Origin of the sequence: Candidatus Amarolinea dominans (genome assembly GCA_016719785.1) — a bacterium.
GTDB lineage: Bacteria > Chloroflexota > Anaerolineae > SSC4 > Amarolineaceae > Amarolinea > Amarolinea dominans.
Genome location: JADJYJ010000003.1, coordinates 451,825 through 470,022 on the forward strand (window position 1 = coordinate 451,825; position 18,198 = coordinate 470,022).

Genomic DNA, 18,198 nt, shown 5'->3' on the forward strand with positions numbered 1-18,198 from the left:
CCTGATTTTTTCAGAGGTATCCCAGCGCCTCCAGGTGCGCAGAGACGGCCTGCTCTTCAGCGGCCGAATAACCGGCCTGCTCTGGCAGCGGTTCGATCAGGCCCCGGGCCTCCAGATAGCCGATGATGGCGTCGAAGCTCTCATCAATGGTCTCCGTGCTGCTATTGACGTGTACCTCGGGATGCAAAGGCGCTTCGTAGGGATCAGAGACCCCAGTAAACTCCTTGATCTCGCCGGCCAGGGCCTTCTTGTAGAGTCCCTTGACATCACGTTGCACCAGGGTGTCGAGCGTAGCCTCGACGTAGACTTCGACGAACCGGTCCGAACCGATCAGCGCCCGATTTTCGTCACGCACCGCACGGTAAGGGCTGATGGCCGAGGCGATGGCGATCACGTCATTGCGTGAAAGCAGGTCGCACACAAAGCCAATGCGTCGAATGTTGGTGTCGCGGTCTTCCTTGCTAAAGCCCAGGCCCTTGCTCAGGTTGGTGCGCACCACGTCGCCGTCCAGCTTTTCCACCTTGAGGACGCGGCGCCCCTTTAGCTCATCGTAAACCCTGTCGGCCAGGGTTGTCTTGCCGGCGCCGGAAAGGCCGGTAAACCACAGTGTGAATCCTTTTTGAGACATTGCTTCTTCCTAATTTCTAACGATTTTGGCCGGTCTCCTGACCAGGCCTCTGCAGATCAAACCGGGGGGGTCAGTCCCATGCGATGACCGGCGCCGTCATGGTTGGCGGCACGGGCACACCCAGCGCGGTCAGGATGGTGGGCGCCACCTGCTGTAATTGCAGCCCGTCCAGCCTGCGTCCGCCCAGGTCGCGGCGCGGATCATCTATAATGAAGATGCCGTGCCAGTCGTGGTTGGCATCGTCCGGGCCGGTGTCGTTCTCGAAGGTATGCACTTTGCCGCCGCCCACGGAGCCGAGCGCGCGCCAGGAGAGATCACCGAAGTAAACCATCAAGTCGGGCGGGATATTGACGGTCTGCCGGTAGATGCGCGCTGGCGCCACCGCCGTGGTGCCCAACAGCCGGCCGTGCTGATCGGTGGTGGCGTGCAGCCGTTGGATCATCTCGTCCACAAAGGCGTTGTATTCCGCCCGCGGGATGATCCCCTGCGGCTCCCGGCCCTTGACGTTGAAGTGCATGCGCGCGTAATAGCCGCCGCTGCCCCACACCTTCGTGCGGCTCCAGTCCACTTCGCACTTCTCCAGCGGAACCTGGGCCTCCGGATATTCCTTGAGCACCAGCAGGCCTTGCCCGATCAGCCACTCGTTGATACAAAAAGCGCCCATCATCGGCTTGGCGCCATGATCGGAGACCACCATGACCAGGGTGTCATCGCCCACCTGCGCCAACAGCTCACCGATGAGGCGGTCCACATGCCGGTAGTAGTCCCTGATGGCGTTCTCGAACGGATTGCCCGGCACGTAGTTGCGATGGCGAGGGTCCATGAAGGCCCAAAAGCCATGGTGAATACGGTCGGTGCCCATCTCCACCACCATGCCGAAGTCCCACGGCTTGTGCAGCAGGTGATGAAGCACCTTGAAACGCTTGTCGGTCATCCGATACAGATCGGCCAGTAACTGCGCCTTGTTGTCGGTGCGGAAGTTATGAACATCCACCTCATAGGGCGCGCCGTCGAGCACCTGGCCGATTTCATCCTTCAGTTCCGGCGGCCAGGTGAATTTCTCAGCGCCCGGCGGGGTCAAGAAACAACTGACCAACCAGCCTTCCATAGGTTTGACCGGGTAGGTTTGCGGCACGCCCACGACGACCGAGCGTTTACCAGCCTTACCGGCCACATCCCACACCCGGTCAGCCTTGACCGAGGCGCCGCTGGCGATCGTCATGCCTTCATATGAATAGTCACGCCGATTGCGAAAGCCGTAGAAGCCCAACTGCCCGGGGTCCAGGCCGGAGAGCATCGAGGCCCAGGCCGGCACCGTGATGGGCGGGTCGGATGAGCGCAGGCGGCCGAAGGTGCCGTGGGTCAACAGACGATTCAAGGTTGGCAGCTCGGAACGCCACTGCTCGAAGACCAGCGTTGGCTCTGCACAATCCAGCCCGATCACTAATACCCGGCGCCCAGTCCCGACCGCTGTCAGGCTGGCGCCGCGCTCACTTTTTTTGCTTCATCCCTGCGGATTTCTTCTTCGCGCTTGCGCGCCATCCCATCAACGAGCACCTTGCTCACTTCCGGTCGTGTAAACTCCGGCGGCAACTGCTGACCAGCTTCGAGCATCTGGCGCACCTGGGTGCCGCTCAGGGACACATGATACTTCTTGTCGTGCGGACAGATCTTGGGCGACACAATCGTGCCGCACTGCGTGCAGAAGAAGGCGTGCTCGAAGAAGAGCGGCGTAATGGCTAGTTCGTAGGGCAAGAATTCATCGAAGATGTAGTGGGCGTCATAGGTGCCGTAATAGCGGCCGACGCCGGCATGGTCGCGCCCCACGATGAAATGGGTGCAGCCATAGTTTTGGCGGGCGATGGCGTGGAAAATGGCCTCACGCGGGCCGGCATAGCGCATGGCGGCCGGGTAAACGCCCAGCAGCACGCGCTCCGGCGGGTAGTAGTCACGCAGAATGGCCTGATAGCTCTCGATGCGCACATCGGCCGGAATGTCGTCGCTCTTGGTTTCGCCAACCAACGGATGCAGGAACAGGCCGTCCACAATCTCCATCGCGACCTTCTGGATGTATTCATGCGCGCGGTGGATCGGATTGCGTGTCTGAAAGGCCACGATACGGCGCCAGCCGTTGGCGGCAAACAGACGCCGCGCCTGCGCGGGATCGTGGCGTAGTTCCGGGAACTCAAGCACACTGGGGCGGTTCAGCAGGAAAATGTCACCGGCCAGCAGAACGTCGCCCTGGGCGTAGAGACGAGCCACACCGGGGTGCGCGTCCTCCGTGGTTCGGTAGACCTTTTCCGCTTCTTCTGGCTGGTCATAGCCAAACTTCTCGGCCAGTTGCAGGATGCCCATGATGTTGTCGGCGCCCGCTTCGGTGCGCTCAACCAGGGCAATCTCCTGGCCTTCGGACAGCGTCGCGGCCTGTTCGCTGGTCACCGGCAGCGTCACCGGGACGGTCCAGGCCAGGCCGTTGGGCAAGCGCATGTCGTCCAACACGGTCTGGTAGGTCAGCTTGTCCATGAACCCGGTCAACGGGCTGAAGGCGCCCACGGCAATCATCTCCAGATCGGAGACGGCCATCGGCGCAAGATAGACTTTGGGCAGGGATTGGGCGCGTTCAAGCGCAGCTTCGCGTACGACGCCGCGCAGCACCCGATCCACCAAAACGCCCCCGTGGGGCGTCATCTGGCGAATCGCAGTAGGCATAATATGATAAAGCTCCTTGGAACAAGAGCCGTCAGCAAGCGGTTATAAACCGGTGGTCGGCGGCCAAAATAATACGCCAGGCAGCCTGGCGCATGTACGGGCAGTATAGCAAAGGGGCTAGGGGCTGTCAAATCAATTGGACAGGTTGGGAGAAGGGTTTTGGCTTTTCACTGGCAGGGTGTTATAATTCAGCCCAGATTCTGAACGAGGCTTACTAGTGACTTCCGAAAATATACCTGAACAAGCTCAAGACAGACTGCCCGTGGCAGAAACAGGAGCTATGATGCCAGATGCACCCGTCGCAGGGCGCACAGGCTGGCAGTTGTCATTTCCAGTCAGCGAACCGACACCGGTCACGGTGACGGACGACACGCCACCACCCGCGGCGGTGTTGCCGGTTAGTGCGGTCAACGCAGGCAATGCAGGTAATGCAGGTAATGAGGGTAATACCGCCACGAACCTCGGCAGTATCCTGCGTGAACTGGTCGAAACAGTCGTTCTGACCCTGGTCATCTTCTTCCTGGTGCGGACGGTCATGCAGAATTACCGCATTGACGGGATCAGCATGGAGCCGAACTTCCAAAACGGTCAGTTCCTGATCATCAACAAGCTCTCCTACAGGCTGGGCGAGCCACAGCGGGGCGATGTCATCGTGTTCCACTACCCGCGTGATCCCTCGCGGGATTTCATCAAGCGCGTGATTGGTCTGCCCGGCCAAACGGTTGAGGTGCGGAGCGGCCAGGTGATCATTGACGGCAAACCGATTGACGAACCGTACGGGCCGGCGCCTGGCTCCTACGATGCCGCGCCCACCCTGGTGCCGGCCAATCAGCTCTTCGTTCTGGGCGATAATCGCAACAATTCGAGCGACTCGCACAGTTGGGGATTGCTGCCGATGGACAAGGTCATCGGTCGCGCCATCGTGTCGTACTGGCCGCCCAATGCGTGGCGTATCATCAGTAACCCGGTTGCGGCCAGCCCCTGAGCCTGCCCGCGTGGGCGACCGCAAGGATGCGCCCCTACTTTCAGATGTCGAGGTGCCATGGTTGCCACGGAGACAAAACACCAGACAGACCTGCCCAACGGCGGCGTTGCGCCGACCAGAGCCGGTCGCGCTGTGCTTTCCGCAGCCGCAGTGCAGAGCACGGCCCTGGGTGCAGAACTGTGGGTTGCAGCGGACACCCTGATTACGCCCCTGGCCCGAGAAGAGGCCGAACGCCGCCGCATTACGCTGCGCGTGGGTGACGTACCGGCTGCATCGGCGATACCCGCTGCGGCTCCCGCGCCGTCGCCTGACGCGTCACGCACCGTGGCTGTTGGCGCGGACCACGGCGGTTTCGAACTCAAGACCTTGCTCAAAGCCTACCTGGCCGAACTGGCCTACACGGTGACCGATGTGGGCTGCTTCAGCCCGGAAGCGGTTGATTATCCCGACCTGGCGTATGCGGTGGCGCGGCTGGTGGCCGATGGACGCGCCGCGGCCGGCATCATCATTGACGGCGCCGGCATCGGCTCGGCTATGGTCGCCAATAAAGTGCCGGGGGTGCGCGCCGCCCTCTGCTACGACCTTTCCTCCGCCCTCAACAGCCGCGAGCACAATCATGCCAACGTCCTGACCCTGGGCGCGAGCTTGATCGGCCCTGGCCTGGCGCGTCAGATCGTCAAGACCTGGCTGGAAACCCCGTGGGGCGGCGGGCGCCATGCCAAGCGCGTGGCCAAGATCATGCAGGTGGAACAGCGTTTTCTCAAATCGTAACGCAAAGCTAGGCGGAGTTGCGTGTGAACACTGAAGAACTGGTTCGCTTGATTACGCAGCAGGTGTTACAAAACTTTTCCGGCGCGACGGCGTGCGCCGGCTGCAGTGGGGGCTGCGCGGGCATGTGCGCGCAACAATGCCCGGATGATTGCCGCGTGGTGGTCAGCGCAGGCGCAGATCGCCTGAGCGCGCCGCTGGGAATCCGGCAGATTGCGCCTGACCTGGCTGCCATGATTGACCATACGCTGCTCAAGCCTGATGCCACCGCTGACCAGGTGATGCAACTGTGTCAGGAGGCGCGTCAATATCAGTTTGCCTCCGTCTGCCTGAACCCGAGCTGGGTGGCGCTGGCCGCACGTGAGCTGCGGGGCAGCAGTGTACCGGTCTGCACGGTGGTGGGTTTTCCCCTGGGCGCGACGATGCCGGAAGTCAAGGCCTTCGAGGCGCAGCGCTGCATTGCGGACGGTGCGCGCGAGGTGGACATGGTCATCAACATCGGCGCGCTGAAGTCACGCGACTACCGCCTGGTGGCGCACGACATCAGCGCGGTGGTGCAGGCGGCGCACAGTTGCAACGTGTTGGTGAAGGTGATCATCGAGACCGCCCTGCTCAGCGACGAAGAGAAGGTGGAAGCGTGTGCGCTGGCGCAGGCGGCCGGCGCCGATTATGTCAAAACCTCGACCGGCTTCTCCGGCGGCGGCGCCACGGCCAGTGACATCGCCTTGATGCGCCGCGTGGTGGGGCCGGGCATTGGCATCAAGGCTTCGGGCGGCATTCGTTCGGCGGCCGATGCCAAAACCATGATCGAGGCCGGGGCCACGCGCATCGGCGCCAGCGCCAGCGTCAAGATCGTGCAGGAAAACCGAAAGTAATAGCCTATCCGAATAACTACCGTCGGGCGCCTGATCGAGGCGAATGTCAGGTTGTTCGGATAGGCGCTAAGGGCGGCGACCGCCAACGCCAGTGAGAAAGTGAGATCATGCGCAGCGAAAATCTTCTCATCGTCGCCGGGCACGCCTGGCAATGCCTGGACTGTCAAACCAAGCTATTGGCCGATCCTGTCAAGGCGGTGATCAGCCACCGTTTGATGGAGGAGGAACAGCAGGCTTTGAGCAAGCTCAGTCGCGCCGATTTTGCGACGGTGACGTCGCTGGCGCAGGCACTGCATCTCGACCGTCATGCGCTGGACGAAATCATGAACAACCCGCGCTGCCGGCTGCGCCATCTGTAGGGGTGGCAGGAACATAGCACCATGATGATTGCACGTGTGGTTGGCTCTGCCGTGGCAACCGTAAAAGATGATAAGCTCATCGGATTGAAACTCCTGGTGGTGCGCGAGGTCACGCCCGCCAATGAACTGGTGGGCAAGCCGTTGGTGGCCATTGACGCCGTGGGCGCCGGGGCAGGCGAGTTAGTGCTGATCGCCAGCGGCAGCTCGGCGCGGCAAACCACGATCACCAACAACAAACCGGTGGATGCAGTCATCATGGCGATCCTCGACTCGCTGGAAGTCGAAGGCGCGCTGACCTACGTCAAGAACTGAAGGGCGGAACATGGCTGAAGAATTCGATCTTGACCTGAAGTCCATGCAAGAAGCGCGGCGGTTGGCCGTGGCCGCGCGCGAGGCGCAGCGCGCCTTCTTCCATTTTTCACAGCAGCAGGTGGACCGAGTCTGCCAGGCCATGGCCGACGCGGCCTATCGCGAGGCGGCGCGGTTGGGGCGCATGGCGTACGACGAGACCAACTACGGCGTCCCCGATCACAAGACGGTCAAGAACCAATTTGGCAGCCGCGCGGTGTGGGAATCCATCAAAGATGTGCCGACGGTGGGGGTGCTGCGCCGCGACGAGGCGCGCAAGATCGTGGAGATCGGCTGGCCGGTTGGGGTGGTGGCCGCGTTGACGCCCAGCACCAACCCCACCTCGACCACCATGTTCAAGATCCTGATTGCGGTCAAGGCGCGCAACGGCATCATCGTCGCGCCGCATCCGGCGGCTAAGGCCTGCGCTTACGAGACGGCGCGCGTGATGGCAGAGGCGGGCGAGGCGGCCGGTATGCCCAAAGGCCTGGTCAGTTGTATGCAGTTCGTCACCCTGCCCGGCTCGCAGGAGCTGATCCGGCACTACGCGGTGAGCATGATCCTGGCTACCGGCGGCTCCGCCATGGTGAAGGCGGCGCACAGCGTGGGTAAACCAGCACTGGGCGTGGGGCCAGGCAATGTGCCGGTCTACGTGGATCGCAGCGCGGACGTGGCCAAGGCGGCCTGGGACATCGTCAATTCCAAGGCGTTCGACTGTTCGGTGATCTGCGCGACGGAGCAGGCAGTAGTGGCAGACAAGCCCATTGCCAGCCAGTTGAAGGCGGAGATGGAACGTCACGGCGCCTATTTTGTCAATGAAGAACAGGCGGCGGCCCTGGGGCGCACGCTGTTCGGCGGCGGGCAACTGATCAATCCTAAGATGGTGGGCAAGACGCCGCAGCAGTTGGCCGCGGCCGCGAAGATCAGCGTGCCGGCCTGGGCGCGCATCCTGGTGGCCCCGCTGCATAAGGTGGGGCCGGAGGAGCCGCTGAGCGCCGAAAAACTGACCACGGTGCTGGGCTGGTACGAGGTGGACGACTGGCACGCCGGCTGTGAACGCTGCATCGAGATGCTCAAGTATGGCGGCGACGGGCATTCGCTCGTCATTCACAGCCGTGACGAGGCGGTGATCCTGGCCTTTGGTATCGAAAAGCCCGCGTTCCGCATCGTCGTCAACACCTGGGGCTCTCTGGGCGCCATCGGCGCGACCACCGGCGTCATGCCTTCGATGACCCTGGCGCCCGGCGGCATCGGCGGCGCGGCGGTCAGCGACAACATCACCGTGCATCATCTGCTGAATATCAAGCGCCTGGCCTACGAACGCGCCGCGCCGCCCTCGCTCGCCAGCTCGCTGGCGCCTGGCGTGCAGCCGCTGAGCAGCGCCGCCGCCCCTGCGGCGCCCGCCGGCGGTGCAGCTCAGGGCGCAATCTCAGCCGTCGAGATCGAACAGATCGTGCGAAGAGTCCTACGCGATTTGCAAACGAAGTGAGAGCATTGGGGTTTCCTGCTTTGCAGCTATGCCAACACTGATGATTATCGGCCCATATCGGCTGTTTATCTGGTCATACGACTGTTCAGAACCGCGGCATGTTCACGTAACCCGCGATCGCTTAACGGCGAAGTTCTGGCTTGATCCAATTGTGCTTGCCGATAATGATGGCTTTCGACCGAGCGAACTGCGAAACATCGAGCGCATCATCAACGATCAGGTAGAGGTGCTAAGGAATAGGTGGGATGAACACTGCAACAGAGCTAGAACTGATCAACCTTAAGTTGGCGCAGGCAGAAATCACGAACGCTGGCATCACCGAGGACGAGTTGACCGTGCATCTGGCCGACGGGCGTACGATTTCGGTTCCGATACTCTGGTTTCCGCGTCTCGCCTACGCCACACCTGCTGAACGAGAGAACTTCGAGATCGAACGCCGCGGGATTCATTGGCCCGACCTGGACGAAGATGTGAGCATCAGGACGCTTCTGCTGGGGCGGGGGTTGGGAGAGAGTCGAGAATCACTGGAGCAGTGGCTGCAAAGGCGGCAGCAGGTAAAACTGGCGACGGCGCCGCGGCGGCCAAATAACGGAGATGACCGCCGGGAACAACGGGTGGTTACGCGCTGACAGGGAGCGTGCCAGGCTTCACGGGCCGGACAGCGTCCCTGTCGAGCTTTCAGACAAGTATCGCATGTGAGAAGGAGACAATCAGCATGGCAAGTATTCAGATGATCGCCCTGGGCATGATCGAGACCAAGGGCCTGGTCGGCGCGATCGAGGCGGCCGATGCGATGGTCAAGGCGGCCAATGTGCGCCTGATCGGTAAGGAAATCATCGGCGGCGGCTACGTCACCGTGATGGTGCGCGGGGATGTGGGCGCGGTCAAGGCCGCAACCGATGCCGGCGCGGCCGCAGCGCAACGCGTGGGCGAGTTGGTCAGCGTGCATGTGATCCCGCGACCGCACGGCGATGTGGAGATGATTCTGCCCAAAGCAACGGAAGACGCCGCCTGAATGGCCGGCGCAGCCTAGAACATGGCACGACGATTCTTCACTGAGGCCGACATTCGGCGCCTGGTCAAAGAAGAGGGCCGGTCCGAACTGGTGTTGGAGCCACGCGATGTGCTGACCGCGCTGGCGCTGGACGCGGCGCGTGAGCTGGGGTTGCGGCTGGTCAATTACGAGCCGCTGCCCGCCTGGTCGGCTGCGGGCAAGCGCGACACGCTGTTGCGCGGGCCGTTGTGGGAAAAACCGGCGGCCGCCGCGCCGCCGGCCCATTCTGACGACCTGGTGGCCCGCATCGTCAGCGCCGTTCTCCAGCGCATGGGCACGGCCACGGCCACGGCCACGGCCCCGGCGTCGAAGGACGCGGGCGCAGCGCCATCCCCTGGATGGCAGGATGTGCGCGTCATCAGCGGGCGAGCGGCCGAACCGGCGGCCGTCGTACCGGGTGCGGCGCCGGCCCTGGATCTGCGGCAGCAGGATATTCTGGGCGTGGCGGATGGCGGGCCGGTGCGCGCCGGCTTTTGCAGTTGGCGGGCCGGTGCGCGTGCTGTGACCCTGGCGCAGGCTGAAATTGAGGTCGTCATCGAAGGGGTGCTGGAGATCAGCGCCCAGGGGCAGACGTGGCGCGCGTTTGCCGGCGATGTCGTGTTGCTGCCAGCAGGTGTGCCGCTGCAGTTGGCGACGCCAAGCTGGGTCCGGGTTTTCTTTGTGCAGGGGAGCGATTATGGCCGATGAATTTTCGTTACGAGCGTACTGCTTTCTCGACCGTATGCAGCCGCAGTATGCGGCGTTTGTAGGCACCATCACCCAGGGCGACCTGCCTGTCGAGGGCATGGCTTCGCTCTACGTTGAAATGGCGCCGGGCAACGAAGTCTTCCGCGTGGTTGACATTGCTGTCAAGAGCACCGACGCCAAGCCGGGCGCACAGATCGTCGAACGCGAGTTCGGCATGTTCGAGATACACTCCCTGGCACAGGCCGATGTGATCGAGGCCGGGCGCATCGTCCTGCAGCGCCTGGGCCTGAGCGAGGAGGACCGGGTCAAGCCGGAAGTGGCATCGGTGCAGGTCATCACCAACGTGGACCCGTACCAGGCGCAGTTGCTCAACCGCTTCCGCCGTGGCGCCATGATCGTGTCGGGCGAAACGATGCTGGTGCTGGAAGTCGCGCCGGCCGCCTACATCAACCTGGCGGCCAATGAGGCCGAAAAGGCCGCCAACATCAAGCTGGTGCATATCTCGTCCGTCGGACGCTTTGGGCGCATGTGGATGTCGGGTACCGAGGCGGAGATTTTGGCCGCCAAAGCGGCCGCGGTGGACATCATCGGCCAGCTCAAGGGCAAGTAGGCGCGAGAGGCGCGAGAAACCGGGTCTCTGGAGGCGAAAGATGTTACTGGGCAAGATCGTCGGCAGCGCGGTGGCGACGCGTAAGTATGAGGGGCTGCAAGGCGCCAAACTACTCGTGGTGCAGCCGTTGGACAAGCACCTGCGCGCGCGCGGCACTCCGCAGGTGGCCGTGGATACCGCACGCCTGAGCGCGGGGCAGGGTGACATCGTCTGCCTGGTGCGATCACGCGAAGCCATGCTGGCCTACACCACCAGCGCCATGCTGCCCATTGACCTGGCCGTCATCGGCATCGTCGAAGCGGTGGATGTGCAGGAAGGACTGTCACTGGTCCTCTAAACTATGCTCATCGCCAAAGTTATCGGCACGCTCGTGTCAACGATCAAGCACCCGGCCTACCACGGCTTCAAGCTGTTGGTGGTGCAGCCGCTGCATCTGCCTGGGGCCAGACCGGACGATGATTTTGTGGCGATTGACCACGCGCAGGCGGGTATCGGCGATACGGTGCTGGTGCTGCGCGAAGGCAGCGGCGCCCGCCAGGTGACGAATATCCCGGATGCTCCCATCATCTCGGTGGTGGTGGGTATTCTGGACAGCGTTGAGATGGGCAGCGTTGAGAACAAAACGTAAATTCGGGTGCGAACTCGATCATTGATAGGTGAAATGGAAATCATGATATGATGAATTTGTGGCGCGAACTGCGCACCGGCCCCAATGCGCCCGAGATCATCTACACCCTGGTAGAGATTCCCAAGGGCAGCCGCAACAAGTACGAATACAACAAGGAATTTGGGGTGATCAAGCTCGACCGCGTGCTTTACTCGTCGCTCCATTACCCCGGCGATTACGGCTTGATTCCGCAGACTTTCTACGATGACGGCGACCCGCTCGACATCCTGGTGATGGTCAACGAGCCGACGTTCCCCGGCTGCATCATCGAGGCCCGGCCGATTGGCATCTTCCGCATGTTGGATAAAGGTGTGGCCGACGACAAGATCCTGGCAGTGCCGGCGCGCGATCCGATCTTCACCGACTACCATGACATCACCGACATTCCCAAGCACTACCTGGCGGAAGTGGGCCATTTTTTCGAGGTCTACAAAGACCTGGAGGGCATGCGCACGAAGCCGATCGGTTGGGAAAATGCGGCGGCGGCTAAGACCGAAATTTTGCGCGCGATGAAGCTCTATCAGGATCGCTTCCACATGGGAGGCCTCTAGGCCCATGCGGGAGATCGTTCAGGGGCTGTGGCTGTTCGACGAGGTGCGCGAGGTCAACGTGTACCTGTGGCAGCGCGCTGATGGCTTCACGTTGATTGATACCGGCATGCCCTGGCACGCCTACCCCATCCTCAGAGCGCTGGGCGATGCTGGCCATGGGCCACACGCTGTTGATCGCATCATCATCACCCATGCCGATTTCGATCATGTCGGCGGCCTGGCCCAAATTCGCGCCGCGACCGGCGCCGCGGTCATCGCCCATGCGGCGGAGGTGCCTGGCGTGTTGGGCCAGCGTGTGCGCGCCCTGGCGCCAACGGTCCTGGGCTACGCCATGACGCCGCTCTTCCGCCTGCTCGATCGCGTGATCTTCAAGTATCGCCCCAGCCCGGTAGATGACATGGTGCTCGACCGGCAGATGCTGGCCGAAGGTTTTCGAGTATTCCATGCACCCGGTCATGCGCCCGGACAGATTGCCCTGTATCATCCCGAACGAAAAATCCTGATCGGAGCCGATGCGCTGGCGCGGCGCGGTGGCCGGCTCGTTCCCCCGGTAGGTTTCTTGACACCCAGTCGCGTGCTGGCCGTGGAGACGATCCGCCGGCTCGCCAAACTGGATATCGAAGTTCTTTGCCTGGGACATGGAGAGCCGATTGTCGGCGCGGCCGGGGAGCAACTGCGCGCCTTCGCCGCCATCCTGTAGGACCAGACGCAGAAAGGGTATCTTCTCAATTTGTAGGGGCGCACCCTTGCGGTCGCCCACGCGGGCAGGCGCAAGGCCATGCCCCTACCCCGGATTATAGATCACATACCAGAAAGGATTCTATGGCAGACCAATTAGAAGTCTATCTTGTCAGCGCGGCGCGTACCCCGATTGGACGCTTTCAGGGCACGCTGAAAGATGTTCCAGCCGCGGTGTTGGGCGGCGTGGCTGTGCGGGCGGCTGTGGCGCGGGCGGGCATTGACCCGGCCCAGGTAGATGAAGTGATCATGGGCCATGTGGTGCAGGCCGGCGCGGGACAGGCGCCGGCGCGGCAGGCCGCTCTCCTGGGCGGATTGCCCGAAACCGTCAGCGCGACCACCATCAACAAAGTGTGCGGTTCCGGCCTCAAGGCCATCATGATGGCGGCCAACGCGATCCGCGCCGGCGACGGCCACATCTACGTGTGTGGCGGCATGGAGAGCATGGACATGGCGCCGTATCTGCTGCCCCAGGCGCGCAGCGGCTATCGCCTGGGCAATGCCGAACTGGTAGATGCCGTGGTGCATGACGGTCTCTGGTGCGCGTTCGAGCATCACCACATGGGCAATTCGGCCGAGTGGGTGGCGAGCGAGTACAAGATCAGCCGTGCAGAGCAGGACGAGTTTTCCCTGGCCAGCCAACAAAAGGCGCTGGCCGCGCAGGAGGCCGGCCGCTTTCGCGCGGAGATTGTGCCCGTGGAGATCCCTCAACGCAAAGGCCCGCCCTTGCTATTCGCTGCCGACGAGACCCCGCGGCGTGACAGTACCCGGGAATCCCTCGCGCGCTTGCGCCCGGCCTTCGTGGAAGGGGGCACCGTCACGGCGGGCAATGCGCCCGGGCTGAGCGATGGCGCGGCCGCGCTGGTGGTGATGAGCGGCGCCCGTGTGGCCGAGTTAGGACTGACGCCGCTGGCGCGTATCACTGGCTACGCGCAGGCTGGGGTCAAGCCGTTGGAAATTTTCACGGCGCCCATCTACGCGGTGCGCCGGCTGCTCGAACGAACGAACACCACGGTGGCCGACTACGACCTGATCGAGGTCAACGAGGCCTTTGCCGCGCAGGTCCTGGCCGATGGACATGCATTGGGTTGGGATTGGGAACGCGTCAACGTCAACGGCGGCGCGATTGCCCTGGGCCATCCGATCGGCTGCAGCGGCGCACGCGTGGTGGTGACGCTCATCCATGCCCTGCAGCAGCAGAGTAAACGAACTGGGCTGGCAAGCCTCTGCCTGGGTGGCGGCGAAGCGGTCGCGCTCAGCCTGGAACTGGTCAATTGAGTTGCTAACGAAACAGCGGGGAGCAAAGGAGACCCAATGCGTCTACAGGATAAAGTAGCCATCATCACCGGCTCGGCTCGCGGTATCGGCCGCGCCACGGCCCTGGCCTTTGCCGACCAGGGCGCGCAGGTGGTGGTGTGTGATCTGGATGTGACCGGCGGCGAACAGACCGCGGCCGACATTCGCGCCGGCGGCGGCCGCGCGATCTTCGTCCAAGTCAATGTCACCGAGCGCGCCAGCGTGGACGCGTTGGTCAGCGCGGCGGTGGCGCGGTTTGGCCGCATTGATGTCCTGGTCAACAACGCCGGCGTCATTCGGGACCGCAGCCTGCTCAAGATGACCGAGCAGGACTTCGATTTCGTCATCAATGTCAACCTCAAGGGAGTGTTCAACTGCACCCAGGCGGTGGCGCCGCTGATGGTGGCACAGGGCAGCGGCGCCATCATCAACGCCTCATCGGTGGTGGGCGTCTATGGCAACTACGGCCAGACGAACTACGTAGCCAGCAAGGCCGGCGTCATCGGCATGACCAAAGTGTGGGCGCGGGAATTGGGACCGAAGGGGGTGCGCGTCAACGCCGTCGCGCCCGGCTTCATCAGCACCGAAATGCTGGCCGGCATCCCGGACAAGGTGTTGGAAGACCTGAAGGCCAAAATTGCGCTGCGCCAATTGGGCCGGCCGGAGGACATTGCCAACGCCTACGTTTTCCTGGCGTCTGATGAAGCAGCCTATATCACCGGGCATGTCCTGCATGTGGATGGCGGCGCCGCCATCTGACCGCGGCGCGAGTGAAGCCAAGAAGTCAGTGAAAGTCAAGAAGTCAGTCGAAGCGAGAGGGAACCAATGCCGGTACCGCCTGCGTTGTTGCGTCGTTTCTACGTCGAAGGCAGTCTGCGCAATCGCCGCGATGGTTTCGAGCTGCGGCTGAGCAACCGCCTGGCGCCCGGCACGCTGCTCGGTATTGGTCCCCTCACCGTGGATGGCCGTCTGTATACCGGCGACGATTTGCTTCTGCAAACCCGCAAGAGCCTGCGTCCGGCCGCCAACGTCTCACCGGAGCATCCCTTCGACTGGCCCCTGAAGATGGAACTGACCCTGGTAGGCATTGGCCCGCACTTGACCGCCGGCCCCCACCGCATCAACATCGGCCTGCTGCTGCGCGAAACCGGCCAGGTCACACTGACGATCGAGGATACCCTGGCGACGCCGGATCCCACCCTGCCCGCGTCCAGATCATAGAGGTTGTTTGGGGCTGGTGTGCTTTGGTGATACAATGGCACGCCTGCCGATCAGTCTATTTCACCCATCTCTCTCTTTTCGTAGGAGGAACTACACTGTGAAACCGCTCCGTTTGTTGTATGTGCTCGCTGTGGTGGCTCTGCTCTTAGTGCCGCTGGCAGCCAACGCCACTCAGCCTGCCGCCGGCCTGCTGCCCGCGCCGGCCAATTCAACCCTCACCGCAACCAAGTCGCCCACGGCGGCGTGCGCACTGTTGGATGATCCCAAAGCGCGCGGGCTAATGTCCGGCATGTTCGAAACCAACCTGCTCATCGCCTGCGGTCGCGCCGGCGAATTGGGTCAGGTGAAGTCCGAGGATGCCGCGGCCGGTCAGCCCGGCGTTCCCTCCCTGGGCGCCGATGTCCTGGTCAACAATCCAACGCTCGACCCGGGCGGTACCTCCCACACCCAGAGCGAGACCAGCATCGCCCGCAACGAAACGACCGGCACGCTCTGCTCGGCCTACAACGACTCCTACAGCGGTGTGGTCCAGGGCATCGGCTACACCGGCTTCAGCCGCTCGACAAACGGCGGCGTCAGCTTCACCGACAACGGTGCGGTGCCAACCGGCGCCGGCGGTCTGTCCTACGGCGATCCCAGCCTGGTCTGGCGTAAGTCCGACGGTCTCTTCTACATAACCACGCTGCATGCCAGTGGCCTGGGCTTGTGGAAGTCCACGGACGACTGCGCCACGCTGACCTGGGTCGGCATGGCGCATTCGGGCGCCAACGATGACAAGGAACTGATGGCGGTTGACAACAACGCGGCCAGTCCCTATTACGGCCGCCTGTACATAGCCTGGACCGACTTCACCGATGCTCGGATTCATGCGATCTACTCCTCCAACGCGGGCGCGACATGGTCATCGCCTGTAATTTTGAGCGCGTCGGGTGTTGATGTACAGGGCGCCTGGCCGGCAGTAGCGCCCAACGGTGATTATTACGTCTCCTGGGTACGTTGGAATCCCTATCCCAGCGGCCCGATCAACATCGAAGTCGTGCGCTCCACCAATGGCGGCACCACCTTTGCCGCCACGGCCAACCCACTCACCGGCGGCATCAATCCACAGGCGTCAGGCCCCACCGCAAGCTGCGGCCGGCCGGCCCTGAATGGCAATATCCGCTACCTGCCTTCGCCGCAGATCACGGTGTCGCCCAACGGCAATCTGCACGTGGTCTACAGTCGCGACCCGGACAGCCTGAACACCGGCGACGTGATTGATGTCTACTACCGCCGCTCGACCGACAACGGCGCGACCTGGGGCGCCGAGGTCAAGCTGAACGACGACGCCACGACCCGCGATCAGTTCTTCCCCACCATCAGCGCCGGGCCTTCCGGTCGCATCGTCGCCACCTGGTACGATCGCCGGCTCGATGCTGGCAACCTGCTCTTCGACTACTACATGCGCATTTCGCATGACGGCGGCGCCACCTGGCAAGCGAGCCAGCGCGTGAGCGATGTCTCTTCGCCGGTCTACATTGACCCCAGCCTGGCATCTTGCTACCATGGCGACTACGACCAGCAGCTTCAGGACGCCGGCTTTGGCTATATCCAGTGGTCAGATGATCGCAACATTCAGAGCGGACATCAGGACCCGGACGTCTGGTTCGACAAAGAAGCGTTCGCGCCTGATTACACGCTGGATGTCGCACCGGCCAGCCAGTCCATCTGCGCACCGACCAACGCGACCTACAACGTGACCATCGGCTCGATCCTGGGCTACGTGGACCCCGTCACCCTAAGCGCCAGTGGCAACCCGGCTGGCACCACTGCTGGCTTCAGCACCAACCCGGTGACCCCGCCCGGCGCCAGCGTGCTGACCATCGGCAACACCGGCGCGGCCTCGGCCGGCAGCTCGACGATTACCGTGTCGGCCGCTTCGACCTCCGGCCCGAAATCGGCCAATGTGGTGCTCAATCTCTTCACGGCCGCGGCCGGCGCCCCCACGCTGACCTCTCCGGCCAACGGCGCGCTCAACGTGCCGGCCACGCCCACCTTCACATGGGCGGCTGCCAGCCAGGCCGGCACCTATGACATCCAGGTCGCGACCGACGCCGGCTTCGTCACTGTTGTCGCTTCGGCCACCGGCCTGACCGGCACCAGTTGGACGCCAGGCACTACGCTGAACACCAATACCGTGCATTACTGGCGGGTCATGGCCACCAACACCTGCGGCGCCGGCGCCTATTCCGCCGTCTTCAGCTTCACGACGGTGGCAGCGCCTGGCGACTGCAGCGCCGGCACGACGCCCAACATCCTGTACACCAACGACTTCGAGGCGGGCGCCGGCGGTTGGACGCACAGCGGCACCGGCGACACCTGGGCGCTCTCCACCGCGCGGCCGCACAGCGGCACAACCTCCTGGAAGGCGAACGATTCGGCGACCGTCAGCGATCAGCGCCTGGTCTCGCCGGCCGTGGCCCTGCCCAGCGGCCAAAACCCGGTCACGCTCAAGTTCTGGAACTATCAGCACATCGAGTCAAGCGGTGCCACGGCCTGCTACGATGGCGCCATTGTGGAAGTGTCCACCGACGGCGGTGCGACATGGACCCAGGTGCCGAACGCCTCACTGCTGACCGACCCCTACAACGGGGCGGTCTCCGGCAGCTTTGGCAACCCGTTGGCCGGTCTGCAGGCCTGGTGCAGCAACCCCGCGCAGCCCTACCTGAACTCGATTGTAGATGTCACCAGCTATGCGGGTCAGACCGCGAGCTTCCGCATGCGCCTGGGCACCGACAGCTCGGTGAGCTATGAAGGCTGGTACGTTGACGACGTGACCGTGCAGTCATGCCAGCCCGCCGGCCCCACCCCCACGCCGACAGCGACGAGTGTGGCGCCGACCGCCACCCCGACGGCCACCTCCGTGCCGCCCACGGCCACGCCCACACCGACGACTCCGCCGACCGGTGTGGAGTTGAGCAGCCTGGACAGCGGCACGCCGGGAACGAGCAATCTGTGGTTGCCGCTGGCCCTGGCCCTGGTGCTGTTGACTGTGGTGGGCATGTCGCTACGCCAGCGCAGCGCGCGCTAAGACCCCACCTCACCCCCGGCCCCTCTCCTCTCCGTTGCCGGAGAGGAGGGAGGGGAGGGAGAGGGCGGGTTTAGCGGCCTCACCTCACCCCCGGCCCCTCTCCTCTCCGCGGTGCGGAGAGGAGAGGGGAGGAAGAGGAGAGG

General features: G+C 63.3%; 22 protein-coding genes. 19 read left to right on the forward strand and 3 right to left on the reverse strand.

Annotated features, from left to right (window positions below; translation table 11 throughout):
• Nucleotides 1-10: 10 nt before the first annotated feature.
• From cysC to sat, 3 genes are all read right to left on the reverse strand, one after another.
• Nucleotides 11-628, reverse strand: coding sequence for an adenylyl-sulfate kinase (cysC, locus tag IPM84_05310; GenBank protein ID MBK9092184.1), 618 nt, complete (start codon nucleotides 626-628; stop codon nucleotides 11-13).
• A 70-nt stretch (nucleotides 629-698) separates the two neighbouring features.
• On the reverse strand, nucleotides 699-2,105 hold the full coding sequence (locus IPM84_05315) for an alkaline phosphatase family protein (protein MBK9092185.1): 1,407 nt from the start codon (nucleotides 2,103-2,105) through the stop codon (nucleotides 699-701).
• A complete protein-coding gene (gene sat / locus IPM84_05320; GenBank protein ID MBK9092186.1) occupies nucleotides 2,102-3,316 on the reverse strand; it encodes a sulfate adenylyltransferase in 1,215 nt (404 codons plus the stop codon). The genes IPM84_05315 and sat overlap by 4 nt, the downstream gene beginning before the upstream one ends.
• 304 nt (nucleotides 3,317-3,620) lie before the next feature.
• Between sat and lepB the strand changes: the two genes are divergently transcribed.
• From lepB to IPM84_05415, 19 genes are all read left to right on the forward strand, one after another.
• Complete coding sequence (gene lepB, locus IPM84_05325) at nucleotides 3,621-4,322, forward strand: signal peptidase I (GenBank protein ID MBK9092187.1); 702 nt, start codon at nucleotides 3,621-3,623, stop codon at nucleotides 4,320-4,322.
• 57 nt (nucleotides 4,323-4,379) lie between these two features.
• The gene (gene rpiB, locus IPM84_05330) at nucleotides 4,380-5,093 is read left to right on the forward strand and encodes a ribose 5-phosphate isomerase B (GenBank protein MBK9092188.1); all 714 of its coding nucleotides are present in this window, start codon (nucleotides 4,380-4,382) and stop codon (nucleotides 5,091-5,093) included.
• A gap of 209 nt (nucleotides 5,094-5,302) precedes the next feature.
• On the forward strand, nucleotides 5,303-5,965 hold the full coding sequence (deoC, locus tag IPM84_05335; protein ID MBK9092189.1) for a deoxyribose-phosphate aldolase: 663 nt from the start codon (nucleotides 5,303-5,305) through the stop codon (nucleotides 5,963-5,965).
• Between the two features lie 107 nt (nucleotides 5,966-6,072).
• On the forward strand, nucleotides 6,073-6,324 hold the full coding sequence (locus tag IPM84_05340; GenBank protein ID MBK9092190.1) for a hypothetical protein: 252 nt from the start codon (nucleotides 6,073-6,075) through the stop codon (nucleotides 6,322-6,324).
• Nucleotides 6,325-6,345: 21 nt separating this feature from the next.
• Entirely contained in the window at nucleotides 6,346-6,636 is a 291-nt protein-coding gene (locus IPM84_05345) for a EutN/CcmL family microcompartment protein (GenBank protein MBK9092191.1), read from the forward strand.
• Nucleotides 6,637-6,646: 10 nt separating this feature from the next.
• Entirely contained in the window at nucleotides 6,647-8,161 is a 1,515-nt protein-coding gene (locus IPM84_05350; protein ID MBK9092192.1) for an aldehyde dehydrogenase family protein, read from the forward strand.
• 28 nt (nucleotides 8,162-8,189) lie between these two features.
• Nucleotides 8,190-8,444: a DUF4160 domain-containing protein gene (locus IPM84_05355; GenBank protein ID MBK9092193.1), complete on the forward strand. Its 255-nt coding sequence runs from the start codon at nucleotides 8,190-8,192 to the stop codon at nucleotides 8,442-8,444.
• Complete coding sequence (locus IPM84_05360) at nucleotides 8,407-8,790, forward strand: DUF2442 domain-containing protein (GenBank protein MBK9092194.1); 384 nt, start codon at nucleotides 8,407-8,409, stop codon at nucleotides 8,788-8,790. Before IPM84_05355 ends, IPM84_05360 begins: the two co-directional genes overlap by 38 nt.
• 86 nt (nucleotides 8,791-8,876) lie before the next feature.
• Nucleotides 8,877-9,176, forward strand: a complete 300-nt coding sequence (gene eutM, locus IPM84_05365) for an ethanolamine utilization microcompartment protein EutM (GenBank protein ID MBK9092195.1) — start codon at nucleotides 8,877-8,879, stop codon at nucleotides 9,174-9,176.
• A 21-nt stretch (nucleotides 9,177-9,197) separates the two neighbouring features.
• Nucleotides 9,198-9,902 carry a hypothetical protein gene (locus IPM84_05370; protein MBK9092196.1) on the forward strand — a complete coding sequence of 235 codons (705 nt, stop codon included), beginning with the start codon at nucleotides 9,198-9,200 and terminating at the stop codon, nucleotides 9,900-9,902.
• The gene (locus IPM84_05375; protein ID MBK9092197.1) at nucleotides 9,892-10,512 is read left to right on the forward strand and encodes a hypothetical protein; all 621 of its coding nucleotides are present in this window, start codon (nucleotides 9,892-9,894) and stop codon (nucleotides 10,510-10,512) included. Before IPM84_05370 ends, IPM84_05375 begins: the two co-directional genes overlap by 11 nt.
• A gap of 40 nt (nucleotides 10,513-10,552) precedes the next feature.
• Nucleotides 10,553-10,849 (forward strand): EutN/CcmL family microcompartment protein, encoded by a 297-nt coding sequence (locus IPM84_05380; protein MBK9092198.1) that lies wholly within the window; start codon nucleotides 10,553-10,555, stop codon nucleotides 10,847-10,849.
• Between the two features lie 3 nt (nucleotides 10,850-10,852).
• On the forward strand, nucleotides 10,853-11,140 hold the full coding sequence (locus tag IPM84_05385; GenBank protein ID MBK9092199.1) for a EutN/CcmL family microcompartment protein: 288 nt from the start codon (nucleotides 10,853-10,855) through the stop codon (nucleotides 11,138-11,140).
• Between the two features lie 47 nt (nucleotides 11,141-11,187).
• Nucleotides 11,188-11,730, forward strand: a complete 543-nt coding sequence (locus tag IPM84_05390) for an inorganic diphosphatase (protein MBK9092200.1) — start codon at nucleotides 11,188-11,190, stop codon at nucleotides 11,728-11,730.
• A gap of 4 nt (nucleotides 11,731-11,734) precedes the next feature.
• Nucleotides 11,735-12,430 (forward strand): MBL fold metallo-hydrolase, encoded by a 696-nt coding sequence (locus IPM84_05395; protein ID MBK9092201.1) that lies wholly within the window; start codon nucleotides 11,735-11,737, stop codon nucleotides 12,428-12,430.
• A 122-nt stretch (nucleotides 12,431-12,552) separates the two neighbouring features.
• Nucleotides 12,553-13,746: an acetyl-CoA C-acetyltransferase gene (locus IPM84_05400; protein ID MBK9092202.1), complete on the forward strand. Its 1,194-nt coding sequence runs from the start codon at nucleotides 12,553-12,555 to the stop codon at nucleotides 13,744-13,746.
• A gap of 36 nt (nucleotides 13,747-13,782) precedes the next feature.
• Nucleotides 13,783-14,523, forward strand: a complete 741-nt coding sequence (fabG, locus tag IPM84_05405) for a 3-oxoacyl-ACP reductase FabG (protein ID MBK9092203.1) — start codon at nucleotides 13,783-13,785, stop codon at nucleotides 14,521-14,523.
• A gap of 66 nt (nucleotides 14,524-14,589) precedes the next feature.
• Nucleotides 14,590-14,985 (forward strand): hypothetical protein, encoded by a 396-nt coding sequence (locus tag IPM84_05410; protein ID MBK9092204.1) that lies wholly within the window; start codon nucleotides 14,590-14,592, stop codon nucleotides 14,983-14,985.
• Between the two features lie 97 nt (nucleotides 14,986-15,082).
• Entirely contained in the window at nucleotides 15,083-18,055 is a 2,973-nt protein-coding gene (locus IPM84_05415; protein ID MBK9092205.1) for an immune inhibitor A, read from the forward strand.
• The last annotated feature ends 143 nt before the right edge of the window (nucleotides 18,056-18,198 follow it).

Bases quoted from the DNA above. Each gene is read 5' to 3' on its own strand.
- cysC (MBK9092184.1), bottom strand. From the start codon at position 628: ATGTCTCAAAAAGGATTCACACTGTGGTTTACCGGCCTTTCCGGCGCC.
- sat (MBK9092186.1), bottom strand. From the start codon at position 3,316: ATGACGCCCCACGGGGGCGTTTTGGTGGATCGGGTGCTGCGCGGCGTC.
- lepB (MBK9092187.1), top strand. From the start codon at position 3,621: ATGCCAGATGCACCCGTCGCAGGGCGCACAGGCTGGCAGTTGTCATTT.
- rpiB (MBK9092188.1), top strand. From the start codon at position 4,380: ATGGTTGCCACGGAGACAAAACACCAGACAGACCTGCCCAACGGCGGC.
- IPM84_05340 (MBK9092190.1), top strand. From the start codon at position 6,073: ATGCGCAGCGAAAATCTTCTCATCGTCGCCGGGCACGCCTGGCAATGC.
- IPM84_05345 (MBK9092191.1), top strand. From the start codon at position 6,346: ATGATGATTGCACGTGTGGTTGGCTCTGCCGTGGCAACCGTAAAAGAT.
- IPM84_05350 (MBK9092192.1), top strand. From the start codon at position 6,647: ATGGCTGAAGAATTCGATCTTGACCTGAAGTCCATGCAAGAAGCGCGG.
- IPM84_05355 (MBK9092193.1), top strand. From the start codon at position 8,190: ATGCCAACACTGATGATTATCGGCCCATATCGGCTGTTTATCTGGTCA.
- IPM84_05360 (MBK9092194.1), top strand. From the start codon at position 8,407: ATGAACACTGCAACAGAGCTAGAACTGATCAACCTTAAGTTGGCGCAG.
- eutM (MBK9092195.1), top strand. From the start codon at position 8,877: ATGGCAAGTATTCAGATGATCGCCCTGGGCATGATCGAGACCAAGGGC.
- IPM84_05370 (MBK9092196.1), top strand. From the start codon at position 9,198: ATGGCACGACGATTCTTCACTGAGGCCGACATTCGGCGCCTGGTCAAA.
- IPM84_05375 (MBK9092197.1), top strand. From the start codon at position 9,892: ATGGCCGATGAATTTTCGTTACGAGCGTACTGCTTTCTCGACCGTATG.
- IPM84_05380 (MBK9092198.1), top strand. From the start codon at position 10,553: ATGTTACTGGGCAAGATCGTCGGCAGCGCGGTGGCGACGCGTAAGTAT.
- IPM84_05385 (MBK9092199.1), top strand. From the start codon at position 10,853: ATGCTCATCGCCAAAGTTATCGGCACGCTCGTGTCAACGATCAAGCAC.
- IPM84_05390 (MBK9092200.1), top strand. From the start codon at position 11,188: ATGATGAATTTGTGGCGCGAACTGCGCACCGGCCCCAATGCGCCCGAG.
- IPM84_05395 (MBK9092201.1), top strand. From the start codon at position 11,735: ATGCGGGAGATCGTTCAGGGGCTGTGGCTGTTCGACGAGGTGCGCGAG.
- IPM84_05400 (MBK9092202.1), top strand. From the start codon at position 12,553: ATGGCAGACCAATTAGAAGTCTATCTTGTCAGCGCGGCGCGTACCCCG.
- fabG (MBK9092203.1), top strand. From the start codon at position 13,783: ATGCGTCTACAGGATAAAGTAGCCATCATCACCGGCTCGGCTCGCGGT.
- IPM84_05410 (MBK9092204.1), top strand. From the start codon at position 14,590: ATGCCGGTACCGCCTGCGTTGTTGCGTCGTTTCTACGTCGAAGGCAGT.